The organism is Streptomyces sp. UF-297 (genome assembly GCF_058245575.1).
The window spans coordinates 32,260-54,744 of record NZ_JBSIBZ010000073.1 but is presented as its reverse complement, the minus strand read 5'-3'; the positions used below and the strand labels follow the sequence as shown (position 1 = coordinate 54,744).

Annotated in this window: 24 protein-coding genes and 4 pseudogenes; 9 read left to right on the top strand and 19 right to left on the bottom strand. The window is 68.6% G+C overall.

Annotation, left to right across the window (positions count from 1 at the left end; translation table 11 throughout):
* Nucleotides 1–295: 295 nt before the first annotated feature.
* From AC4IJH_RS32200 to AC4IJH_RS32185, 4 genes are all read right to left on the bottom strand, one after another.
* Entirely contained in the window at nt 296–697 is a 402-nt protein-coding gene (locus tag AC4IJH_RS32200) for an ASCH domain-containing protein (protein WP_490855462.1), read from the bottom strand.
* A gap of 11 nt (nt 698–708) precedes the next feature.
* Entirely contained in the window at nt 709–858 is a 150-nt protein-coding gene (locus AC4IJH_RS32195; RefSeq protein WP_490855461.1) for an ASCH domain-containing protein, read from the bottom strand.
* 3 nt (nt 859–861) lie between these two features.
* A complete protein-coding gene (locus AC4IJH_RS32190) occupies nt 862–1,119 on the bottom strand; it encodes a helix-turn-helix transcriptional regulator (RefSeq protein ID WP_490855460.1) in 258 nt (85 codons plus the stop codon).
* A gap of 375 nt (nt 1,120–1,494) precedes the next feature.
* Nucleotides 1,495–1,617 carry a hypothetical protein gene (locus AC4IJH_RS32185; RefSeq protein ID WP_490855459.1) on the bottom strand — a complete coding sequence of 41 codons (123 nt, stop codon included), beginning with the start codon at nt 1,615–1,617 and terminating at the stop codon, nt 1,495–1,497.
* 220 nt (nt 1,618–1,837) lie between these two features.
* On the opposite strand from AC4IJH_RS32185, the gene AC4IJH_RS32180 reads away from it, so the two are divergent.
* Nucleotides 1,838–2,476, top strand: a complete 639-nt coding sequence (locus AC4IJH_RS32180; protein ID WP_490855458.1) for a polysaccharide deacetylase family protein — start codon at nt 1,838–1,840, stop codon at nt 2,474–2,476.
* 807 nt (nt 2,477–3,283) lie between these two features.
* On the opposite strand, the gene AC4IJH_RS32175 is transcribed toward AC4IJH_RS32180, so the two are convergent.
* The 6 genes from AC4IJH_RS32175 to AC4IJH_RS32150 all read right to left on the bottom strand — a co-directional run bounded on the left by AC4IJH_RS32175 (nt 3,284) and on the right by AC4IJH_RS32150 (nt 6,643).
* The gene (locus AC4IJH_RS32175) at nt 3,284–3,544 is read right to left on the bottom strand and encodes a hypothetical protein (protein ID WP_490855457.1); all 261 of its coding nucleotides are present in this window, start codon (nt 3,542–3,544) and stop codon (nt 3,284–3,286) included.
* Nucleotides 3,544–3,777, bottom strand: coding sequence for a hypothetical protein (locus AC4IJH_RS32170; protein ID WP_490855456.1), 234 nt, complete (start codon nt 3,775–3,777; stop codon nt 3,544–3,546). Before AC4IJH_RS32170 ends, AC4IJH_RS32175 begins: the two co-directional genes overlap by 1 nt.
* Nucleotides 3,778–3,981: 204 nt before the next feature.
* On the bottom strand, nt 3,982–4,659 hold the full coding sequence (locus AC4IJH_RS32165; RefSeq protein WP_490855464.1) for an IS3 family transposase: 678 nt from the start codon (nt 4,657–4,659) through the stop codon (nt 3,982–3,984).
* 506 nt (nt 4,660–5,165) lie between these two features.
* Nucleotides 5,166–5,546 (bottom strand): TnsA-like heteromeric transposase endonuclease subunit, encoded by a 381-nt coding sequence (locus AC4IJH_RS32160; protein WP_490855455.1) that lies wholly within the window; start codon nt 5,544–5,546, stop codon nt 5,166–5,168.
* A 141-nt stretch (nt 5,547–5,687) separates the two neighbouring features.
* The gene (locus tag AC4IJH_RS32155; protein WP_490855454.1) at nt 5,688–6,152 is read right to left on the bottom strand and encodes an SUKH-3 domain-containing protein; all 465 of its coding nucleotides are present in this window, start codon (nt 6,150–6,152) and stop codon (nt 5,688–5,690) included.
* The gene (locus AC4IJH_RS32150; protein ID WP_490855453.1) at nt 6,149–6,643 is read right to left on the bottom strand and encodes an SUKH-3 domain-containing protein; all 495 of its coding nucleotides are present in this window, start codon (nt 6,641–6,643) and stop codon (nt 6,149–6,151) included. Before AC4IJH_RS32150 ends, AC4IJH_RS32155 begins: the two co-directional genes overlap by 4 nt.
* 28 nt (nt 6,644–6,671) lie before the next feature.
* On the opposite strand from AC4IJH_RS32150, the pseudogene AC4IJH_RS32145 reads away from it, so the two are divergent.
* A pseudogene (locus tag AC4IJH_RS32145) lies at nt 6,672–7,157 on the top strand (helix-turn-helix domain-containing protein); the annotation flags it as partial.
* Nucleotides 7,158–7,456: 299 nt separating this feature from the next.
* Nucleotides 7,457–8,203, top strand: coding sequence for a hypothetical protein (locus tag AC4IJH_RS32140; protein ID WP_490855452.1), 747 nt, complete (start codon nt 7,457–7,459; stop codon nt 8,201–8,203).
* Between the two features lie 217 nt (nt 8,204–8,420).
* Here the strand turns inward: AC4IJH_RS32140 and AC4IJH_RS32135 are convergent.
* From AC4IJH_RS32135 to AC4IJH_RS32120, 4 genes and pseudogenes are all read right to left on the bottom strand, one after another.
* Nucleotides 8,421–9,372 (bottom strand): annotated as a pseudogene (locus AC4IJH_RS32135) (IS630 family transposase); the annotation flags it as partial.
* Nucleotides 9,373–10,647: 1,275 nt separating this feature from the next.
* Nucleotides 10,648–11,004 (bottom strand): annotated as a pseudogene (locus AC4IJH_RS32130) (ABC transporter permease); the annotation flags it as partial.
* 447 nt (nt 11,005–11,451) lie between these two features.
* On the bottom strand, nt 11,452–11,577 hold the full coding sequence (locus AC4IJH_RS32125) for a hypothetical protein (protein ID WP_490855451.1): 126 nt from the start codon (nt 11,575–11,577) through the stop codon (nt 11,452–11,454).
* Nucleotides 11,577–12,006 (bottom strand): annotated as a pseudogene (locus tag AC4IJH_RS32120) (helix-turn-helix domain-containing protein); the annotation flags it as partial. The gene AC4IJH_RS32125 and the pseudogene AC4IJH_RS32120, both read right to left, overlap by 1 nt.
* 184 nt (nt 12,007–12,190) lie before the next feature.
* On the opposite strand from AC4IJH_RS32120, the gene AC4IJH_RS32115 reads away from it, so the two are divergent.
* A complete protein-coding gene (locus AC4IJH_RS32115) occupies nt 12,191–13,591 on the top strand; it encodes a glycosyltransferase family 2 protein (RefSeq protein WP_490855450.1) in 1,401 nt (466 codons plus the stop codon).
* A 542-nt stretch (nt 13,592–14,133) separates the two neighbouring features.
* Here the strand turns inward: AC4IJH_RS32115 and AC4IJH_RS32110 are convergent.
* The 4 genes from AC4IJH_RS32110 to AC4IJH_RS32095 form a co-directional block, all read right to left on the bottom strand.
* On the bottom strand, nt 14,134–14,322 hold the full coding sequence (locus AC4IJH_RS32110; RefSeq protein ID WP_490855449.1) for a hypothetical protein: 189 nt from the start codon (nt 14,320–14,322) through the stop codon (nt 14,134–14,136).
* 37 nt (nt 14,323–14,359) lie between these two features.
* Nucleotides 14,360–14,578: a hypothetical protein gene (locus tag AC4IJH_RS32105; protein ID WP_490855448.1), complete on the bottom strand. Its 219-nt coding sequence runs from the start codon at nt 14,576–14,578 to the stop codon at nt 14,360–14,362.
* A gap of 380 nt (nt 14,579–14,958) precedes the next feature.
* Complete coding sequence (locus AC4IJH_RS32100) at nt 14,959–15,531, bottom strand: SMI1/KNR4 family protein (protein WP_490855447.1); 573 nt, start codon at nt 15,529–15,531, stop codon at nt 14,959–14,961.
* A gap of 591 nt (nt 15,532–16,122) precedes the next feature.
* Nucleotides 16,123–17,430, bottom strand: coding sequence for a flavin monoamine oxidase family protein (locus AC4IJH_RS32095; RefSeq protein ID WP_490855446.1), 1,308 nt, complete (start codon nt 17,428–17,430; stop codon nt 16,123–16,125).
* A gap of 203 nt (nt 17,431–17,633) precedes the next feature.
* Here AC4IJH_RS32095 and AC4IJH_RS32090 point away from each other — a divergent pair, with 203 nt between their 5' ends.
* Both AC4IJH_RS32090 and AC4IJH_RS32085 read left to right on the top strand, forming a co-directional pair.
* The gene (locus AC4IJH_RS32090) at nt 17,634–18,203 is read left to right on the top strand and encodes a TetR/AcrR family transcriptional regulator (RefSeq protein ID WP_490855445.1); all 570 of its coding nucleotides are present in this window, start codon (nt 17,634–17,636) and stop codon (nt 18,201–18,203) included.
* A gap of 546 nt (nt 18,204–18,749) precedes the next feature.
* Nucleotides 18,750–19,118 carry an FAD-dependent oxidoreductase gene (locus tag AC4IJH_RS32085; RefSeq protein ID WP_490855444.1) on the top strand — a complete coding sequence of 123 codons (369 nt, stop codon included), beginning with the start codon at nt 18,750–18,752 and terminating at the stop codon, nt 19,116–19,118.
* A gap of 98 nt (nt 19,119–19,216) precedes the next feature.
* On the opposite strand, the gene AC4IJH_RS32080 is transcribed toward AC4IJH_RS32085, so the two are convergent.
* On the bottom strand, nt 19,217–19,888 hold the full coding sequence (locus tag AC4IJH_RS32080; protein WP_490855443.1) for a TetR/AcrR family transcriptional regulator: 672 nt from the start codon (nt 19,886–19,888) through the stop codon (nt 19,217–19,219).
* Nucleotides 19,889–19,986: 98 nt separating this feature from the next.
* On the opposite strand from AC4IJH_RS32080, the gene AC4IJH_RS32075 reads away from it, so the two are divergent.
* The 3 genes from AC4IJH_RS32075 (at nt 19,987) to AC4IJH_RS32065 (ending at nt 22,411) form a co-directional block, all read left to right on the top strand.
* The gene (locus AC4IJH_RS32075; RefSeq protein WP_490855442.1) at nt 19,987–20,817 is read left to right on the top strand and encodes a phytanoyl-CoA dioxygenase family protein; all 831 of its coding nucleotides are present in this window, start codon (nt 19,987–19,989) and stop codon (nt 20,815–20,817) included.
* Nucleotides 20,818–20,842: 25 nt separating this feature from the next.
* The gene (locus AC4IJH_RS32070; protein ID WP_490855441.1) at nt 20,843–21,295 is read left to right on the top strand and encodes a RidA family protein; all 453 of its coding nucleotides are present in this window, start codon (nt 20,843–20,845) and stop codon (nt 21,293–21,295) included.
* Between the two features lie 450 nt (nt 21,296–21,745).
* Entirely contained in the window at nt 21,746–22,411 is a 666-nt protein-coding gene (locus AC4IJH_RS32065) for a DUF1345 domain-containing protein (RefSeq protein ID WP_490855440.1), read from the top strand.
* Nucleotides 22,412–22,485: the final 74 nt, after the last annotated feature.

The following is a 22,485-nucleotide window of genomic DNA, read 5'->3' as shown; positions in this document are numbered from 1 at the left end:
CCCCCCCCCCCCCCCCCCCCCCCCCCCCCCCACCGCGCCCCAGCGCCCATCGCCACTGGGCCAAGCATGAATAGAGGGAATCTAAGCATGAAATGATTAGTTTGGCATTCAATGATGCTTTAGTTAAGGCATGCCCCAAATGACTCGATAGTTCCGGCCCCTGGCTCCGGGTTCCGTGCGGCAGGCGGCTCAGCGTGTCGTGGGGTGGCAGAGGGTCACCCCGCTCCGCTCCCTCCCGTCCACGCGGGCACCCCGGTGATGCTGCTCGTCGACCTCGCGGTGGCGCTCGTCGCGGTCAGGGCGTGCGGCTTGTGCGCAGCCGGTTGCCGTGCGGGCCCTTCGGGGGCAGCGGGGAGCAGAAGGGATAGGGCGACGGGCTCGGAAGGCCCGCTTCGGCCTTGCCACCCCGCACACCCGGATCATCAGCTCGGAGTGATCCAGCCGCCTCAAAGATCGTTCTGTTAGGAGTTCTTTGGAGCTGAGCTCTGACTGCCTGCTCGACGTCCTCGGGCGCCCGGAACAGCGACTGCTTCCCGAGCAACGGCACCGGTGTGGCAAGCGGCCGGGGGTCGGTGAGCGCCCAGTGCCAGAGGCTCTCGACGGCCCACCGGCTGTCGGAGTCCCGTACGACGTCGACGAGGTCGACGCCCCCGAGCACGACTCCGACGGGAAGGTCGGACGGGACGTCGATACCCATCGCGCGCAGCATCACCCGCGCGCCCACTGCGGGGCCTGTCCCGCCTGGATGGCGATGATGCCGCGGTGGGGCGTGCTCCACGTCCGGTTCTCGACGTCCTTGCCGGCGTGGAAGATGGCCCAGGCCCAGGGGCTGCGGACGGACAGCACGCGCAGCGTCATGGCCTACTCCTGGGGGCTCTTGCGCGGACGGCCGCCGCCGGCGCCGCGGCCGGGCCGGTTCGCCAGCCAGGTGTCGATGGTGGACTCGTACCAGACCGGGGAGCGGCCGAAGGTTTCGTCCGGCGGTGGGAAGTCGCCGCGCTTGGAGGCTCCTTCGCGGCGCCGGGCCTCGGCCTTGTTGTGGTGGAAGCGCACCGTGGCGTACGCCAGACCGGTCTTCTCGGCGATGCCTGCCATGTCGAGAAACCTGTCCTCTGCCATGCGGTACAGGATACGAGGGTGATGCGCTCGCCGTGCCCCCTTCGGCTCCGCCCTGCGGGCAACGCTGCTCGACGGCATTCCTCGGCGTGCCGGGGGCTGGCCACGGCGTCTCCTGTGCGGGCATGAGAAGTCCCGGCGCGGGATGCGATGCAGCAAGCCGTGAGGCTCACGTCGCATGTCCCGCGCCGGACGTGGGAGAGGATCAGTGGACGCGGAACCCGCCTTGGTGGCGGGCGCGCTTGAGGTAGCGGATCCAGTCGGGCCACCAAGTGAGCTGGCTGGCGACTGCGCTGCGGGCCGGGGTGGGTGTCACGCTCCACCAGCCGAGGGCTGCGATGATTTCACGTGGGGTGACGAGCCATCCGTCACTGCTGCTCAGCTCGTAGCAGGGGATACCGGGGGGCGGTCTGCCTCGGCGTCGGTGACCTGACGGCAGGCGGCGTAGAACTTGCGGACAGCCGCCGGGGCGGTCTCGTCGTCCGGCTCAAAGCTGTCCATGGACACCCGGCGGCGCGTCACCGGCAGGCCACTCGCCCTGCAATAGCCTTCGGGTGTCTACATCCGACCCAGGAGTGCCATGCGACGCAGACGATTCGCAGCCCTTGGCCTCGCCGCCGTCACCGCAACCCTGACGACGGCGACTGATGCCCCGGCGTTCGAGAGCGCAGGCACTGACCTTCCGCCACCTCCTCCCGACCCCCGCCTCTTCGGTAAGGCGGTGCGCGTTCTCCCCACCGACGTCAAAGCCGTGGCGCTGACCTTCAACGCTGCCTGGAACACCGAGGGCATCGCCGCCGCACTCCGCATTCTGCGGGAGCAGCAGGTGCCCGCCGCCTTCTTCCCCACTGGCGACTTCGCCGAACGGCACCCGGAAGCGGTGCGGGCACTGGCCCAAGACCATGTGATCGGCAACCACTCCCACACCCATCCGCGTTTCCCTCTCCTGCCCCGATCGGCCCAACTGCACGAAATCCACGCCGCCGAGCGGGCCATCGAAAAGGCCGCCGGCCGGCCGCTCGCGCCGTTCTTCCGCTTCCCGTACGGCCAGTACGACAGGGACAGCCTGCGCACCGTCAACCACGCAGGGAAGGTCGCCCTGGAGTGGGTCACCGGCACCCTCGGCTACAAAGGCCCCGAAGGCGGCCAGTCGACGGCCAGCGTCCTGCGGCAGGCGCTGCTGCATCTGCGCCCCGGAGCGATTCTCCAGATGCACGTCGGCACCTCCGGGACCACCGGACCACCTCTGGACGTCGCCGCACTCCCGCAGCTGATCGACGCCGTCCGCTCGGCCGGTTTCAGGTTCATCGATCCCCGCGACACCCTGACCCCGCCCTACACCATCCACCCGCACCCCTGACCAGGGTGCTCAGCACGCACCTGCTATGCATCTGCGAAGGCCCTCAGGACGATGCCGGGACCGGCTCGACCAGCGCCTCTGGCCCGCACGATCAATCTCCGACGACACCAACTCGCATCCGTCAAAGTTCGATGGGTTCAGCTCTCCCTGAGTGGGATCGTCGTGGTGGGTTGTCGCTGCCGGCAGCCGGCGGCCTTGCGACTCCGCCAAGGGGAAATCGCCGCCCCAGGCATCACGTCCGCCTCAACTTTGTTAAGAAACCCACTCTTCTGTCCCGCGACGCCTGTAGGGCACGAGGGCCACCCCGGCCCCGGAGCAGAGGGACGAACGATGGAAGTGTCAGCGGCGGCGATTTTCCCCATCGCGACGCCTTCGTCACCAGGGTCGGGCGTGGGGACGAAGGATCTGGGCGCGAGTGAGGCCGCCCGACCTCGAAGTGTGCGGGCCGTGCCGGCCAGTCAAGGACGGCTTCGGCGCCGCCAAGGCGGTGAGCTGCGCTCCTCCTTGACAGACCGCCCCGCCCCTGACGACCCGGCTGCCTGTCGGGCGGCCTGGGAAGTCCGGCATCCCCCTGGGGACCACGGAGCCAACTCCGCGATCCCCAGGGCCCATTCCGTGACGTCGGGAATGGGGAAAATCGCCGCCGTTCACAGCCCGTCCCGTGTCACAGAAAGAGTGCGCAAACGGGGTAGAAAGCCACCTGTGTCATAGGGCTCAGACTGTTGTGCCATAGCCCCTGGTACATAACGCACCGTCACTATCGGGCCTTGTTCGGGCAGCTTGAAGGAGACGTCGTCCTGCGGCCGGTCAGGCTTCTACGTATGCGACCACGATGACGGTGCGCAGTGCCGTGACGTAGTAGATGACGGTGACGTCTTCGATGTCGTCGTCGTAGCGCCGCAGTTCGGGGTCGGAGGCGGGGATGGGGGTGCCCATGTCGGGGTCGACGGAGAGGGCGGCCAGGGCGCGGTCGAGGGCGTGGATCTCGGCTTCGGAGAGTTTGTTGATCTGGTCGATGGCGCCGTCGGTGAAGGCGATGCGGGCGCGGCGGCCGCTGTGCTTGCCCATCAGGCGACGTGGCCTCGCTGGGTGTTGAGTTCTGTGAGACGGCGGTCGCGGACGACTTCCCAGGGGGTGGTGGAGTCTGGGGTGGGCAGCCCGTTGGTGGCGACGTCTTCCAGGAAGGCGGCGAGTTGGTCGGCGCTGGAGCGGGTCTTGGCCGCGTAGGCGCGCAGCGCGTCAGCGCCTTGGGCGGTGACCGGTTGGCGGTCGGGGGCCGGCTGCTGCTCGTGGTCGCTCATGGCGGGCTCCTGGCGGTGGCGTGGCGTCGTGTCCACGGTAGCGCTGGGACGGGGCGTACCGCTGCCCCTTCCCCACCCTCTGTGCCCTGGAGGGCGCAGGGCGGGTCCGCCTTCGGCACCGTCAGGGAGCAGCTATCGGCCAATCACAGCAATGCGGGGGCGCGGCTGGGGCTGCGTTGGGACGATCGAAGATCGCCGGGCGGGTCACCGCGTCGGTTCTTGTCGAGGAGGATGGCGATGGTTCCTGCAATTCGTTCTGCCCATCAGTCGGAGTCGCTGGCGACCTACTTGCGCCAGTACTTGCCGCTGCCTGGCCTCGGCTGGAGTGAGATAGCCGAAGACCTTGTGCTTGCGCAGGCGGCGACGGTTGTAGAACGTTTCGATGAAAGCGAAGACCTCGGCGCGAGCGGTGGCCCGGTCGGGCCGGACGCGGGTACCGATCTCTTCTTTGAGCAGGGCCCAGAAGCTCTCCGCGGCGGCATTATCGAAGCAGGCCCCGGTGCTCCCACAACTTTGCCTGACGTCCAACTCGCGTATCTCACGTCGGAATTGGTCAGACGTGTATTCACTGCCGCGGTCCGAATGCGCTATGCAGCCGGGCTGGAGCCGTCCGCGTCCCGCGGCCATCTTCAGGACGTCGATGACGAGGGTGGCGCGGTGATGGTCGGCCATCGAGTAGCCGACGACTTCACGGGTGGCCAGGTCCAGCCAGCAGGCGAGGTAGAGCCAGCCCTCGGCCGTGGGCAGGAAGGTGATGTCGCCGACCAGCTTCGTGCCGGGCACCTCGGCATGGAAGTCGCGGCCGATCAGGTCCGGGGCCGGCCTGGCCTTCTTGTCCGGCCGTGTCAGTGACCGGCGCCTGCGCCGGCGGGCGCCCTGGATGCCCTACTCCCGCCGCGCCGGCTGGCTCAAGGTCCGGCACAGCGACACCGCTGATGCCCGGCTCCTGGGCATCACCGGCACCCCTCGCCGCCCGCACGCCCTGCTCGTGGAACTCGACGACGGCACCCGCGTCCTGACCTCGCCCCAGCTGGCCCCGCTCCAGGCCCGCCAGCTCGCCGACGCGCTGGACGGACACCTCGGCGAGCAGGTCCTCGACATCGATGCCGGCTCCTCCATCCCGTACAGCCCGACACCACCCTGCGCGTCGAACTCCAGATGGGCACCGGATGGCACAGCACCGCACGCTACGTACGGCTGCGCGGCGACTGATCACGATGAGAGCAGTGTCATAGGACGATGTTGCCTGCCTGCGACGTTGACGAGCATGCCCGTGCCGTGGACGTCGGCCAGGCGGACCCGTATTCCGGTCAGCCCGACCACCGTGCAGGTGTGTTCCTGGAACCGGACGCGGTCGCCCAGCCGCAGCCGACCCGGACGCGCGGGCCTCACGGCCGCCTCCGGGCCGCCAGGCGGACTACCGTGGCGGCGCCAAGGGGAGCCGAGACCAAGTCCGCCGTCAGTTCGTGCCGCCAGAGCAAGTGGTAGTGCACTGGCAACACTGCCAGCCGGTCCCCAATCCGCTCGGCCCCGGCGAGAAGCAGCTGCGGTTCGGTGAACACCTCCCGCAGCCGGTCCGCCGCCGACGTTCGGTGGCAGCGCGGATGACGGCAACGCGCCAGCCAGCGCAGATGCGCCCGGAAGGGCTGGTCCAGGTCCCCGCCCAGCCGGAACTGCCAGCCCACCATGGTGCAGATCCGCGCGGTGAAAGCGAAGACCTCGGGGGCCTCCGCGTCGACCAGATTCTGGGGCCGGACATCGACGACCACTCCAGTGCCGTCGGCAAGCCGCGCGAAGTAGTCCGGGTGTGCTCGCGATCCCGTTCCCCGTCCGACCAGGCCAGGCAAAATGGCTGCGAGGCCACAGCGACGACGGCCGGATCGAAGTCGAGGGCCATCACAGCATCTCGTTCACCCCTCGACTCGTAGCCATAGGCTGCGGAACGTACCTTTCATCCAGTTGCCGAACAGCTCGTAGGCGTCGGCGCCGGCGTAGAAGGTCCCGGTGGAGTGGAGGTAGTAGAAGCAGCCGTCCTCGGCCACTGCGAGGATTCCGCCCTCGGGCAGGTCGTAGCCGATACGGAAGAGCCGCTTGTCCAACTCCTGGGCGAGTTCCGCAATCTCGGCGAAGTCGCCGTCGAAACCGCCCGTCGGATTGGTGACCAGTTTGGCCGACGGGTCGCGCGGGTCCCGCAGTTCGAGCAGTCCGTACGAACGGATGAACCGCTCCGCCGGCTCCGTGCGGACGACCGGATATCCCTCCGCCACCGAATCGGCAGTGGCCTCCGCAATGAACTCGCGGGCCTTCTCCCCGATGTCCCGGTCCGGGCTCCAGCCGTTCCCGGCCAGCCACTGCCGGATCTCTTCGCCGTTCATCTCTTCATCCCTCGCATCAGGGACCACCTTATGGGCGCCGGTCCAGCGGGCGCACCTGTCCCGTGTGGAGAGCAAAGATGGCCGCGCGGATCCCGGTGCCGAGGAAGAAGAAGCCGGTGTGGTGGATGTAGTGGATCCGCTCGTCGGGTGAGACCAGGGCGAGGCCGCCTTCGATGCTGGCCCAGCCGATGGCATACGGGCTCGCCCAAGTCGGCGGCGAGTTCGGTGATGTCGGCCGCCTTGTCGGCGCAGTACCGCGCGCAGGTGTTGAAGCGTTCGGTGCGTCCCGGGCCGTACGGAAAGTGCACATCGAGAAATCCATAGGAACGCAGCAGGGCCTCGGCGGCCGGGAAGAGGGAGACCTCGCAGTTGCGGCGGGCGAGGTCGGTGATGACGAAGTGGGACAGTTCCGGGATCCGGGCGGACATATCGCGTTTCGGGTGCCAGCCCGCGGCGGACAGGAAGCGGTCGGTGGCGTCGAGTGGGGTCACGGGAGGAACATATCCGGGGTGGGCAGTCATGGCCGGAGCGCCGGGAGGCCAGGGGACGCCCGGGACGCCGCGGGTGCTGCGGGCCATGAACGACCGGGCCGCGCTCGATCTGCTGGTGTCGCACGGGCCGCGGTGAGCCGACGGGGCTGTCCAAGCCCACCGCCCGGCAGCTGCTGGAGCGGCTGGAGGCCGCGGGGCTGGTGCGTACGACGGGGAATGTGACCGGGCGGCCGGGGCCCAACGCGCAGCTGTACGAGGTCGATCCGGCGGCCGCGCTGGCGGTGGACCCGCTGGGGATCGCCGCGGTGGTCGCCGACATCACGGGGCGGGGGGGGGCGGCGAGACGTACGTCGCGGCGGATGCGCTGGGCGAGGACGTCCCGCACCGGACCGCGCGCCTGGCCGCCGACGCCGTGGACGGGGCGCTGCGCAAGGCGGGGCTGGATCGGGAGCAGTCGCACAGGGCCGTCATCGGGACGCCCGGGGCGATGGACCCGGAGAGCGGGAAGCTGCGAACCAGGGAACGTGAGGCTGCTGCCCAATACTCTCCTGTGAAGTTCTTCTGCCCCTTGAACGCAGTGAACTTCCGGGCGGGCGAGGCAAGTTCGAAGGGCTCGCCCCAGTAACGGGCCAGCGGGCCCAACCGTATAGATGACTTCGCTCGAGCAGTTGACACCGGCCACGTCCCGGGTCACCAACAGAGTCGTGATGCTGCGCTTCGGCTCGCGGGTTCGCGGGAGATCTCGCGGCGTATGCGTCATGCGTGTCCCAGGCGGCGTGAAGGCCCGTTCCCGTGACCTGGTTTGATCCTTGTATGACAGATTGGTCGCAGCTCAGCCATGCCTACGGTTCCGCACAAGACATACCGGCCTTGATGAACCGGATAGAAGAAAGCCCGGACGGTGAGCTCTGGAATGACCTGTGGTCCGCCCTGTGTCATCAGGGCAGCGTCTACTCGGCCAGCTTCGCGGCACTGCCCTGGCTGACGGCCAGGGCAGCCGCAGGCAGCGCGAAGCAATGCATGGACTCGCTGATTTTGGCAGGGTCGATCATGGCCGGTGCCGGACAGCGTCATGGTGCCGGTGATGTCCGCGAGAGGTATTCGGCGGAGATCGAGGCACTGCTGCGGATGTCGAACGCGCAGCTGCGGACGCTCTCGGATCCAGACGAGTACATCTATCTGCTGCAAGCCATCCTGGGATTTGAGGGTGTCCCGGTCTGGAGCCAGTACCTGGACGGGCTCGTCGATGGAGAATTCGAGCTCCCCTGCCCGGGATGCGGTACGAGATTGTTCATCGCCATCGGTGAGCACGGCTTCTTCGCTTCCAGCAGCGACTACGCCCTGGACGACGACGTAGACAAGACCCCGCTTCGCCCGGCCGAACTCGACCGCCTGGACGGCCTGGGCCTGCACCTCCATGACATTGCAGTCGCTGATGGCCAGCACGCGCTCGCCACCGCGGTGACCTTCCTCTTCGGGAACGCCACTTGCCCCGACTGCGCAACAGGTCTCTCAGTGGCGGACCAGTTCGCTGCGGACTGTGAGTTGCCGGGACGCTAATGCGCCCCCGACCGTCGGTGTCAACTGGTACGAAACCTGGGAGCAGGCATCAACAATCTCGGCCTTCTGGTGTCAAGCAACGTGACCAGATCAGCCTCGCCCCCGAACCGTCGGCGCAGTTGGTGTCACCTATCCCGAAAAGCCGCAACCGACCGAGGCGGCCTCGGGCAGGCCCGCGCCGCGGTGTCGCGGCCGAGAGCTAAGCGCCTTTCCAGGCGGGTGAGCGGGCTCGGAAGAATGCGTGGATCTGTCGTTGCCGGGCCGGCCAGGAGAGGGGGTGTTGGCGATGTATGTATGCCTTCAGCGCGGCCCAGATTCGTTCGACGGGGTTGTCGTGGGGGCTGTAGCGGGCGCCGTACCACAGGTGCAGCCCTGGCTGGGCAGCCACGAAGTCCCGCACGGTGCGGGCGTGGTGGATCTGGTCGTTGTCGCAGATCACCACGGTCGCGGGTGCGGTGGGGAAGGCAGTGGTCAGCTGCTGCAGCAGGCTCACGAAGTCGGCCGCGCGGCGGCGGCCGAGACGGTAGCACCAGGTACCGGTGGTGACTTCGAGTGCGCCCAGCACGGTGAGCTGGCGGTTCTTGCCCGGTGTGGTGATGTGCGGCCGCGCGGTGGGCAGGGTCCAGCCGGCGCGGATGTGCGGGAGCAGGTGCAGGTGGGTTTCGTCGGTGGCCACACCACCGCTCCGGCCGGCAGCAGTCGCAGGCGTTTTGCGAGGGCCGCCAGGGTCGCATCGCGCCGGGGATCGCCCTTGGCGATGAGTTTGGGCCGCCACCACAAGGCGACTTGCCGCACCGGTCGATAGAGCGTGCGGCGGCTCACGTACGGTCGCCCGAGGTGCTGCAGGAGCCGGGGCACGGACCATGGCCCGGGGCGGGTGAGCAGGGCCTTGATGCGGGCGCCGAGCCGGGGGCTGCCCAGGCGGGGCCGTCCGCTGCGGGGCCGGTCGGCCAGCCCGTTTACCCCATGCGTGTTGAACCGGCCGATCCAGCACCGGACCGTGGCCGGGTCGTACTCCAGCACGGCGGCGATCTGAGCTGGGGAGAGGCCGTGGAGGGACAGCTGGACCATCACCGCTCGCACTGCCACCCGCCAGGGGCCACGTAACTTCGCGCACAGTACGGCCGGTTCGGTCCCGCAGGCATGGCGAGCACGATGGGTGGGCGCACACTGACCACGACCTCGCCGGGTGGTCGGACGATGCTGACACTTCGATCGAACGCCCGGCGAGGGCCATGTCAAGACCCCGCGTGTGCCTGCGCAGGGCCCACCTCCGTTACGCGCAGAACTTCTGGATCCGCGCTTAGAGCCGCGGCTGCGCCCGGCCCACGAGCGCGGGCAGGTGCAGGGCGGCGATAGTGCCTCCCGGGCGGCCGCGGTCACCGGGAGCCGGTGAAGCCTGTATGATCGTTTACGTAACTCCGGTGCACAGCACGGGAGTCACGCGTCTGTGGTCCAAGGAACGACGCCCACCTGCCGGTGGGAAATGCAGGTGCAAGGCCTGCCGGGCGCTCCATGCGGTGAAGGTCCCGTACACGCGGTGTACGGGACCTTCTCTGCCGGGCGGGAACGAGACCTGCGTGCCGCGCACGGGCAGGCTCAAGCCCCGCGCCCGGCGGGTGGCCCATTGCGCGCACGGGCGCGATCCGCCAGGTGCCGCGCAGACGGCCGGGGCCGAGACATCCGCAACCCACGGGCATGCACGCAATCCTGCGCGGACCGGTCCGTCCGAACCTGAGAACGGGAACGGCACCTCCCACGATTCAGCGTGGCCCTGGCTCCGGCGTGGGAACGGCCGCCGCCCGGCGGCCGTCAGTACGCTCGGCGCCATGCACGACATGTTCGATCACGCCCCGCAGGTCTGGACGGCAGGCCGTCCAGGCGATCGCCAACGACGCGCACGCCCTCAAGCGTGACAAGTGGTACTTCGTGTGGGCCCTGGCCAATGCGGGCACCGACTGCCCCCGCGCAGTCGCCCACACGTCTCCTCTATGTCGCCGAAGAATACGTGACCGTGCTGCCGCAGGACCGGCATGTGAAAGAGTTCGTCAGGGTCCAGTGGGATAGCTGCTCTGCATCAGGTCCGTGAAGAGTGACCGGGCGTACTCACGGCTGATGGGCAAGGCCGGATGGTGACAGCCGTCACTGACAACTCCTCTAGAACTGGGGGTCCATACCAGTGGAGGGTGCCCCAGTCGTCTCAGCCAACCTGCACCACTGCTGGTCACCGTCACTCCGCGGCTCTGCTGCACTGAGACCGGACACCGGCGGTCACTGCGCCGCCTCGACCACACTGCTGTCCTCTGACAACCAACCCAGTCGCTTCGCCACTGAACCGAGTCCGCTCGACTGTACGCCGACGGCCCTGAGCTGCCGGATATGCGAAGCCATTGCCATCATCCGTTGCCGTTGTGGACGCCGGGTCGGCGGGCCCGAGAACACACCTAAGCCGTGCGCCGCTTGAACAGCGCTCCCGAAGCGGCAACCGAGGCGGCGAGGATGCCCGTGCACCAGGCGAGCGCCACCCACCCCGTCGAGCCCAACGGCTGCCCGAGCAGCAGTCCGCGTACGGCCTCGATGACATGGGTGACGGGCTGGTGGGCGGCGAAGCCCTGGAGCCACGACGGCATGGTGTCGGTCCGCACGAAGGCGCTGCTCGGGTAGGGCAGGAAGCTCACGAAGAAGGTGAAACCCCCGGCTGCCTCGGGGGACTTGACGAGCAGGCCCACTGCGGCGGACAGCCAGGAGAGCGCCGCGATGTAGGCGACCAGGAGGCCGATCGCGGCGAGCCAGCCGCCCGGCTGGCGGAGGGGCGGACTCTCTCGGTACATCGAATTCTGGTACAATCACAAGCGCCTTCACTCGGCAGTGGGTTACCGCCCTCCGCGCGAAGTCCACGCCGAATACCGGAGGTTGCGCATCGCAGCGTGAAGTCATCGGCAGATGCCTGTCCGGGAAACGCAAGGCCCCTCAGCATGGCCTGCCTCCACGTCTCCGGCCGCGGCACCGCCTGGATCCAACGCACCGGCGACGCCCTGACCGCCCACGTCCACGTGGGTCAACCGAGACCGGCCGACCATCGCCGACTACCACGCGGCCTTCGAGCGCACGGGCACCAGCGAACCGGTGTTCCATCCGGTCGAGTGGCACTTGCGCCAGGGCGACCGGCAGCGCTGACAGCTCAGCACAGACAGCGGGCTCGTGACCGCCCACAGGGGCGGACACGAGCCCGAGCCATCTCACCTCAGCTACACGACCCGTACGGCGCCGAGCCGCCCCGGGCCGGCCCCGACCTTGAACGCCGCGTGTGCGGACAGTTCCTTGCCGCGGTCCCAAGTCAGTGATCCACGGAGTTGTTCGGGCAGCATGGTCATCGTGCACCGCGTTCGGCGTGCCGCTGCGCGGTCGACGCCCGGTAGTCCAACTTGTACGTGCGGGTAGAGGCGTAACGGCGCAGCTCGCGCGAGATCGTCGACGGGGCACGCCCCAGTCCGCGGGCGATCTCGCGGCCACTGACACCCCGGGCATGCCGATCGCGATGTCCTCCCGTGCGGCGAACGACAGGTACCGTCCGGAGACTTCGGCGGGAAGAGGCGGACTCACCCCGCTGGCGTGCCGGACCCAGCGGAACCCCACCGGCGCGGACACACGGGCCTCCACACACGCGTCCTCGGTCTTGGCACCACGGGCAATCGCAGCCCAGAACCTGACCCAGTCCTCACGCCAGGCACCGTCGGCCTACCCGGCGACGGAATCTGCCCGCGATACGCACACACCCGCCGCTGGCGCTCCAAGACACCCATCGCTGCACCTCTCGATCAAGGTGTTGCGACGATCGATTCAATCCGCCCTGGATGCCGAGATCACAGTGCTGGAAGCACATGAGGCACTCGCCGTCCAGGACCTCGTGGGCATCGCCTGGACGCTGACGATGTTCCGGGGCTTGTCCGCCGCACCGCCCCCGCCCGGAGATGGGCCGGTAGGGGCATGCCCACCGGCATACAGACGGCTGGGGCGGATATCCACAACCCCCAAGTAGCTTACAGAGGGTACGCCTCCAACACTCTAAGTGACGACTCCCCTAGTGTTGCCCCCTCAGCCGACGTAGGTGTCGGTGTCCTGGAGGGAGCGTTAATGCACGGGGGATTGCCGATTATCGGAGTCAGCGTGCTCGTGTACGGGGTGGTGGGAGCAGTCGTCGCACTGGGAAGGATGGCGGGCCGAATCGCCCCCGCGAGGCGTCTCGTGCCTCGCTTCGGGCACGGGAAGAGGCACAGACGCAGTGGTGTGACAGTGATCATCCCGGCGCACAACGAAGAGGCGGGGCTCCCCGCGACACTGGAGTCGGTGCTGGCGCAGACGGTGCCCGCGGAGCGCGTGATTGTCGTGGACGACGCCTCCTGCGATGGCACCGGCGCGGTCGCGCAGTCATACGCGCGGCGCGGAGTCGAGGTGCTGCGCCCTGCTGAGGGCCAGGGGAGCAAGGCGCGGGCACAGAACTATGCGCTGCCGCACTGCTCCACGGAACTCGTTCTGGCCGTGGATGCGGACACGGTTCTGGCGCCCGACTACATCGAGCGGGTCGTGCCCGCCTTTGACGACCCGTCAGTGGTGGTGGCGGCGGGCAATGTGCAGACGAGGTATACGCGAACGGTCTGGGAGCGCGGCCGCTCCGTCGAGTACCTCTTCGGTTTCCACTGGCACCGGCCGATTCAGTCCGGTGCCAACAGCCCGATGGTGTGCTCGGGGTGCTGCTCCATGTTCCGCACGCAGGTGCTGGTGGGTACCGGCGGCTTCCCCGAGCGCACGATCGTGGAAGACATGGACTTCACCTGGTCACAGCAGATCGCGGGGCGGCGGGCGCGCTATGTCGCAGAGGCGGTGGCGTGGGCGGCCGATCCGGAGACGCTGGTGTACCTGCGCAAGCAGGTGTGGCGGTGGATGGCAGGCTTCTGCCAGAACGTGCGCCTGCACACACGGCAGATGGTGGCCCGCAAGCCCATGCTGGCGCTCTGGGTGCTGCTGGCGATGCTGGAGATTCTCACCGCACCGCTGTGGTGGAGCGCACCGCTGGTGCTGCCGCTGGTCATGGACCGCCCCGTAGCGGCCACGCTCCTGTGGTGGACGGCGGCTGAACTCGGCTTCACCGTACCGCCGTTGATCTACGCCGCGCGCAGAAGAGGACTACCGCTGGGCAGGGTGCTGCTCCACATCCCCTGCGTCTATCCGACAAAGATCGTCAACCTCTGCTACGCGTGGAAGGCGGTACTCGTGGAACTGGTACTCGTCCCACTACGGCTCTCACGGGGGCTGACCGTCTATGAAAAGGGGCGGGGGCCTTCGACCGGGCAGGGCACACCGCTGGACCCGGTAGCGAGTTCCGCGTAACGCGATAGCTGGCCGCATTCGATCACTGAATACACCGGATTGATCGCCTAAAGCCAGGGCCGGACGCTGTGAGCGATGTTCCGAAGGTCCCAAGGGCAGCGGCTCGTGGCACATCGCGCAGGCTCGCTGCGTGCCAGCCATACCTCCGGTCTACGCCCATCGCCGCCCGCGCGCCACCGGCCTCTTCCTCTCGCGCAGCGCGTGACCTTGCGGCCGGGGTGGAGTTGAGATGGTGACGCGTGCACTGGTCTGGACGCCCCGCGTCGGGCCGGTGCGGTCCACGGCCCCCGATTCCGCGCTCTGGCGTCGGGGCCGCGTCAGCTTCCCCGAGGCAACGACGGTCCTGGCCTGCCCCGAGCGGTCAGGGCCTTCGTGCTGTCGGGCGCCGTTGCGTGCGGCCGGAGGTGGACTGGGAGGGCTGCCGGACCGGGCCCGACCACGGTGGCGGTGCGGCAGACCGGGAGCGCGGCGCTGTACGGCGCCGGCAGGCTCCTTGGGGGTGCGGTGCAGGTGACGGTGGGGGCCGTGCCCGCGCCGCGCGATCAGCGAGGCCAGGGGTAGCGGCGGGCGAGGACCGCCCACTCCTCATCCGCGCGGCCGGGCACGGCCCGGCCGTCGGAGTCCCACCGCACGGCGAGCGCGGTAAAGACCGGCTCCAGCTCAGGGCGGGGAACCGTTTCACTGTCGCTGCGCTGTCCGCCGATAACAGGCGGCGTGAACCGCATCGTCATTCTCACTCCCGGTTCAACGGAGCCTGTACCGTCCGGGTTACCCACGAGCGCGGACCTCGCGGAGGGCGGCGCGGGCCTGGTCGGCGGTGAGGAGCAGATTGAACTCGTGGAAGGCGGTGTCCATGACCGCGCCGGAAGCAACCCGCTGACCCTCGGGCGTACGGCGGATCGCGAGCTGGGCGGCGCCACGGGCCACGATGGCCTCGCGCTCGGTGTCGTCGGTGAGAGCGGCCAGGACCCGCCACCACAGCGTCACCGCCCGCTCCCGTCCCGTCGTGCCGGCACCACGGCGCCCGGCTCCAGTTCCTCGGTTCCCACGATGGACTTGTCGTCCTCGCCCGGCCCGGGCCAACGCCCGCAAGGGCCGTCCTGTCCAGGGAGGACCTCCAGCACAGGAGCACCACTGTGTTGGCGGCGCCCCGGGCAGACATCCCCGGCCCGAGCGCTCCGAGCAGATGCTCTCCCTCGCGGCCGTCGCGCTCATGACCCGCCGGATTGCTCGGCCGCAGCTCACCCGACGGCCGCAATTCTCCGGCCGGTCCCAGCAGTTCAGGCCGTCTGATCGCACGGCGTCTGCCCGTGACTCGGAAGATGAGTCTGCCTTGAGACCAGGCATTCCTTCAGGCCCACTGGACGTCAGTCGACGGGATCTTCGGTCCATACGAGCGTCCCGGGGAAATCCGGGTCCCTGTCGGTGACCTCCCACTCCTCATCGCCCGGCAGTATGGCGATCCAGGGAGGTGGCGAGGCCAGCAGGTTCCCGACGAAGTCCAGAGCACTGGCGAAGGAGTGCCAGAGTGGATCATCTTCCCAGGCGAAGCACTGCTCGATGTCCCACCAGCCGAGGCGGCCGGTCCTGGTGTCGACCAGGAGCTGAGTGACACTCAACGCTGCGAACGGGACGAGGAAGGGTCTATCTCCCGCCTCCAGGTTTGCATCATCACGCGCCCCGTACTTCAACCAGATCGCGCGGTGTCGGATGATCTCCTCGACGCTCAGAAGCGTGTATCCCGGCGGGAGAATGTCGGTCAGACCCGACCCGTCGTGCCGTAGTAGCGAGCGTTCGACATCCTGCGGCAGCCGACCTCCGAGAATTTTGCAGAGGCGCTCCAAGGCTGCTCGGGTACAAGGGCCCGGCAACGGGGGCTCCTCCGGGGCGTGCTGGTCTATCCAGCGCTCGATTCTTTCCCAGGACTCCTCAACAGTCACGCGTCCCCCTCGTCAGCCGAAAGGCCAAGGATCCCAATCGCTCATCGCCACAGACACTCACAAGGGTTCAAAGATGGGTTCTCACAACCCGAGACGTGACGGCGTCGTCCCGTCGTCGTTGAACAACACGACTCCATACACCGGGCCCCGGGGATTCCTTCACTCCCCGGGGCCCGTGGTGTGTCCGGACGTGGGTCAGATCTCCCCGGCAGCCTCAGCAGAGATCCGTACATGAACCCGCGACACACCATGGACCTCATCGACCGCCAGCAAACGGCGCACCACCATCTGCCGCAACACCACAGGCACAGAATCCGCTGGCAACTCCGTCGCAGGCGACGACGGACGGCTCTTCGACATACCCGCAAGCACACGCCGCACCCCAAATCACGTACGCGGCAAGAGGCAACTCCACGACAGGAAAGGGCTCTTGTGCCAGCCGCTATGCGGCAGACAGACGGTCATTGCGCAGCGGTCGACACCATCACGGCTTCAGCGAGTCCAGCCAGCACCAGAACACCGCACTGAGTGATCCGTCCCGCTGCTGGCCAACCACTGCCGCGAAGCAGCAAGCTCACACGAGGTGCGGGTCTAGGAGAGAGGGGCGGCCGCCAGCGTCGCGGCGACGCGTCGGGCGGCGCCAGCGCCCGTCTCCAGGGCGCCGTCGATGCTCCCGACGCCCACCGCCGCGATGTCGCCTCCGGCGAAGTGGATGCGTCCGTGGGGCTCGCGCAGCAGCGGGGCGGCCTGGGTCAGGTTCCCGGGTCGGTGGTGGGCCCAGGCTCCCTGGGAGAACAAGTCACCGACCCAGTCGTGGCCGGCCGTCTCCAGCACGTCGATGCCGGGGACGAAGGTACGCAGCGCGGCCTCGACTCCCGCGCGGTCCCCGGCGTCGACGGCCGAGGGGCCGGAGGCGAAGCACACGATGAGGGTGTCACCGTCGTGCCGGTACTCCACCTTCGCGGTATTGACGGGATTCTTGCCGACCGGGGCGAAGGCACAGAAGGGCTCGACCTCGCCCCTGACCCTCGCCCAGATCTTGGCGGTGCGCACCGGGTGCTTTTGGTCGATCATCGTGCGTGCCGGCCGGGCGAGGTCGGGGGAGATGGTGAGGTCGCCCAGGGTGTTGAGGGGCAGCGCGACGACGGCAGCGCGTGCCCGGATCCGTTCGCCGGCGCGTGTGGTGACGACGACCGCGGGCCCCTCGTCCTCGACGGCGCTGACGGGTGTCGACAGGCGCAGGTCGGCCTTCGATTCGCTCTGGATGGCTTCGATGAGCCGCTTGGTCCCGCCCTCAATCGGCCAGAAGCCGGCGGTTTCCAGGAAGGCGCCCCAGTCTCCGAAGGTCGTGGCCGCCCAGAGCAGTGCCTGTACGAGGCCCTGTTCGCTGTAGGAGTGGACCAGTGTGGCCAGCGCGCCTTCCAGGAGGTCCCTGTCGTGTGCGGACAGATTCAGCGAGTCGAGGCGGCTCTCCAGGGTCTCCTTCTCGAGCGCGCGGTTGTCGACCGCGGTGACATCGAAGGGCATCGGAAACCGTGTCCGGGCGTCGGCGAAGAACCGGGCCGCGAGGGGGGCGACAGCGTCCGTGTACGCGGTCGGGCTGCCGACGTGCACCGTGCCGTCGGCCAGCCAGTACATCGTCTCAATGGCGAGCGGAGGCGCCAACGGGATGCGGTGGCGCTGGAGTTCGTGCCATACGTGCGGCTGGGTCCAGTGGACGTATGTGCCGCCGAACTCGACCTGGCGGCCGAAGGCTTCGCCCGTGTAGGTCCGTCCGCCGACCCGGTCGCGGGCCTCGAGCAGGACCACCGAGTGGCCTGCGGCGCTGAGGTCCCGTGCCGCGGCCACTCCGGCTAATCCGGCACCGATCACCGCGACGTCGTACGAGCAGTTGGCCATGAACCTCTCCGTTTCCTTGTGTCGGTTCGCTCGTGCCCGCACACCATACTCGAACTAGATTCGAGTTCGAGTATGGTGTGCGGGCAGCGGCCGTAACTCATCGTCAGCAAGGGGACGGGGCACGGTTGATACGCTCTGGCATCGTGTTCGAGGGAAAACCGACCAGCCAGGCACCGTCCCGCCCGGCGGTGCAGCGCCGCGGGATGGCACGCAGGCATGCCATTCTCGACGCCGCCGAGGCGTTGCTCGTCGAGAAGGGCTACGAGGCCACGACGCTCAAGGCGATCGGTGAGCGGGCGGGCATCCCGATCGCCTCGCTCTACCACTACTTCCCCGACCGGCACGGGGTCGAAGCCGAACTGCTGGAGCGCCATGTGCGGGAGCTCGACACACGCATCGGTGCCGCGCTCAAGGACCCCGGGCCGCGCACGCTGCGCGATACCGCCGACGCCGTCCTCGACACCGTACGAGACTACTTCCGCACGCATCCGTGCTGCACCGAACTGTGGTTCGCACGGCGCAGCACGGCCGCCGGCGACCTGGTCCTGGCTTTCGACGGAGCACAGGCCGAGCGGCTCCGGCACTTCCTCATCGAGCGAGACCTGATCTGCGCCGACACCCCCCGCCACGTCCTGCACCTGGCCTTCGAGATAGGCAACCGGCTTCTCGACATCGCCTTCCGCAGCACCCCGGCCGGGGACGACACCACGATCGACGAGGCGCGACGCGTCATCACCGCCTATCTCGCCACGTACGCTCCCCCGGGTTCCTGAGCGGCTGGCACTGCCGGGAATCTTCAGTGACCACGCATCAGCCGGTGCCGCGCCACACCGAATCGGCAACACCACTACCGCGACCTCACAACCCCGCCCCGAGCAGCGCACCCACTCCCCCCGCCCGGTGCGGAATGGGGGGGCGTGCCCCAGCCGACCCAGCCTTTGACGTAGCGGCAACGATTCAGATACCGCCGGTGAACCAGGAGGACCGCGAGCCCCCCCGTTGGGGCCGACGCTCGAGCAGAGAGCTCGGCACCCTCGCACCGCATCGGCAGCAGGTACCCGCCACACCCTGCGTACGGGAGCGTCCGGACGAGAAGCTGCTGGCCGGCACATCATCAGAGGCAATCGCCTCTGGGTGCGGATCCTCACTCGGGGGATGGCTGAGCTGGGAAGACGCTGATTGGTGTGTGGTGGCGCCGTCGCACTCCTACCGTGGCGGGGTGGAAGTGGGGCGCCACGGTGTCTTTACCGGAAGAGCTTCGGGCGCGGGAGGCCGCGGCTCGGCAGAGGGTGGAGGAACTTCAGGCTGAGGCTGCGGAGTTGGCTACCCGGCTGGAGAAGGCGAGGGAGGATTTTTCGCGGTTGGAGATCACGGTCGACCACTTCGATACCGGGGACGAAGGTCCGCTGGGCGCGTTGCACCGCCACTCGGTCTCCGCCGTTGAGCGCCGAGGCGTCGCCGCCTGCCACGACTGGGTGACCGATCCGTTCTCCCGCGGCGCCTGGGCGCATCACCGGCCGGGGAACCTGACCCAGGTCGCGCCCCGCATGCGCGAGCCCCACGGACGCATCCGCTTCGCAGGCGGTGACATCGCTGCGACCGGCGTCGGCGGCATCGACGGCGCCATCGAGACCAGAGCCGAGGCGGCCCAGGACATCGCTCGCACCCTGGCCGGCGATGGCGCCTGACCGCACCCGTTCGCGCGACGAGGGACAGGCCGCCGACGGACCGCGACCGACCGGCGCCCGTCATCCGCTACCCATGCGACGGGCGGCGGGATCGTCAATTACGAGCCGGACGTGTGGCGGGCACCCGGAGACGGGGCGATCAAGGTGATGGCGGCATCGAGGAGAGCCTGGACCCTGCTCGGTGTGAACCTCTCCGGCTCGATGGGGAACATCATCATCCAGCCGTCGCCGATGGCGCCGAGTTGGTCGGCGAGCAGGTCGGCGGGAATGTCGTCGCGGATGGTTCCCCGCGCCTGCCCGGTTGCGAGGAGTGAGGCGAGCACGTCGCGGTGGCGGGCATAACGCTCCTCGATGACGGCGGCGAAGGCCGGTTCGTACCGTGCGTGGACGAGCAGTTGGGACATCACGGGCCAGAACTCGGGATCGTCCGTGGTCCGCAACAGCCATCGCTCCAGGATCGCCCTGACGTCGGGCTGATCCTGGCCGGCCGCGAGCATGGCGTCGAAGCCGTCGAACCGGCTCTCGGCCAACGCGGTGACCAGTTCTTCCTTGTTCGCGAAGTAGTACGTCACCGCCCCGGTGGAGCACCCCGCGCGGTGGGCCACCTTGCGCAGCGAGGTGTTGGCGTAGCCCTCCTGTGCGATCACCGAGGCCGCCGCCTTCAGCAGCTCGGCCCGCTTCGCCGCGCGGTCGCCCGTCGGGCGGCCGCGCCGCACGGCCGGCCCGGTTCCGCCATCGTCGTTCGCTTGTCGGGTCGGGTTGTCGGACACCCTGTGATTCTGCCACACAATTAACGTAACGACTGTTGCGTTAAATACTGAGGGCTCGTTACGGTGCTGCCACCACCTGACCTACGGGAGGAACACCCATGCAGGAGTCGCTAAGGGAGAGTTTTCGCAACGACGGCGCCGTCCTCATGAAGGACTGCCTCGACGCAGCGCAGTTGGCGCGGTGCCAGGAGGCGTACCACTGGGCCGTCGAGCACCCCGGGCCCAACGCCACCCGGATGTTCAACGGGACCGAGCAGCAGTCACACGTCGACAACGCCAACCCGCGCGCCAAGTCCCGGCTGGACGCGATGGTCTCGTCACTGCCGTTCGGCCGGCTCTTCGCCGACCTCTGGGGCTCGCAGCACGTGTGGTACTTCGCCGAGGAGATATTCCTCAAGGCCGGCGGGCGAGGCGGCCGCACCGCCTGGCACCAGGACACCGCGTACCTGCCCTGGGCCGGCGAGCACTGGGCCAATGCGTGGATCAGCTTCCAGGCACTCCCGAAAGCGAACTCGTTGGAGATCATCCGCGGTTCCCGCCACGGCACCCAGTACGACGGAACCACCTTCGCCAACCCCGACGATCCGACCGAACCCCTGCACGGCGGCGGCGTAATGCCGCGCCTGCCGGACATCGACGCCGAACTCGCGCGCGACCCCGACGCCTACGACGTGCTCTCCTGGGCGACCGAGCCCAGCGATGTCATCGTGCTCCACCCCCGCGCGCTGCACGGCGGCGCGCACGTCGACGCCGCGTGCCCGGAGCGCCACACGCTGGTCCTGCGCTTCTTCGGCGACGACGCGACGTTTTGGCCCCTCCCGGAGCAGAACAAGCACTTCGCCCGCAACGGCGTTCTCTTCGTCGAGGAGATGGCGAAGCTGAACGCGGGCGACCCGTTCCGCTCCCCCGTCTTCCGTCAGCTCCTCTGACAGTCCCGAGAAGAGGTCCCACGCAGTGAAACGCCGATCGGTCAACCCGCCCCCCACCGGAGCGCTGTACGACAGGCTGCACTTCTCGCAGGCGACCCGCGCAGGCGACATGATCTGGGTGTCGGGCCAGGTCGGGACCGACGCCTCCGCCATGACGCCCGCCGACGGAATGGACGCCCAGGCCCGGCTCGCCTTCGAAGGCGTGCGGGCCGTCCTCGAAGCCGCGGGAGCGAGCCTGGACGACATCGTCGAGCTCACCACGTTCCACACCGATCTCCGGGGCGACATGGAGGCATTCAGCCGGGTCAAGGACGAGTACATCACCGCCCCCTACCCATCGTGGACCGCGGTCGGAGTGGCCCAACTGGCCCTCCCCGGCCTGCTGGTCGAAATCCGCGCCGTCGCCGTGGCCGGCAGCGGCAACCACACCGACACCAGTACCGACAGCAGCCGCCTCGACCACTCACCGGCCGACTGACACGCAGACGAGCGCCGCCGCGGAAAACGTGGGTGGCTTCGCCGCTGACCCTTTCGCGCCCCGGCCGGCGCTCGCTGCCGCGCCGCGCCACGCCACCGCGCCCCGGCCGGCGCGGCAGCGGGTCATCTGCCCGGCACCCGACCACTCGGCCATCACCCGCCGCCGGTTTCCTGCGCCCGACCACCCCTGGGAACCCCTCACGCAACCCTTTCAGGACAAGGACCAAACCTGCCCTCGGCAGGAAAGCCCCGAATGGCATCCCCTTCCTCTTCGGTGGCAGCACGAGAACCACTGCAAGGCCCTGCCGGCTGGCCCCGGCCCCCCTTCGGATCACCACCGAGACACGCCCTCCACGCCACCGCCCAGGAGCCGGAGCCACCCCATAAGATCAACCGCGACCTTTCCATTCAGCGCCCCCGTCACACGACGACCGGCAAGAGAGGCTCGTCCGTGCATCGCTGGCTTTCCGAACGGCGCCGATCGGCGGTCAGCCTGGCCATCGCGGCGTGCGCGGCAGCAGTCCTCCCCAACGACAGCGTGGCGCAGATTTCGGCAGCAGATGTCGGCGTACTCGTACTCTTCGCCTACCTGCTTCCCTACCTCGCCATCACCTTGGCCACCTTCTTGAGCGTTGTTCCGGAGCAGGTCCGCACCTGGGCGCATCGCGAAGCCCGCGGCACGTTCCTGCAGCGCTACCTCCTCGGAACCGCACCTGGACCCGGGGCGTCGCTTTTCATCGCGGCTGCCGCGCTGGTGGTAGCAGTGTTGTGGCTTCCCGGCCACCTCAGCACCACCTTCTCCGCCCTCCCGCGCACGCTGGTGGCTCTCGCTCTGGTCGTCGTCGCCTGGATCTGCGTGGTCGTAGCCTTCGCCGTCACCTTCCAGGCCGACAACCTCGTGGAGAACGAACGGGCACTCGACTTCCCCGCAGAGCGGGCTCCGGCCTGGGCCGACTACGTCTATTTCGCCTTGGCCGCGATGACGACGTTCGGCACCACCGACGTCAACGTGACCTCACGGGACATGCGACGGACCGTGGCGGCGAACACGGTCATCGCCTTCGTCTTCAACACCGTCACGGTCGCAAGCCTGGTATCCGCACTGGGCGGCCGCTAACGCTCAAGCGACAGCGATGCGGCGCAACACAGCACGCCCGCGCTGGTTCCCGCTGCTCAGCAGCCACACCCCAG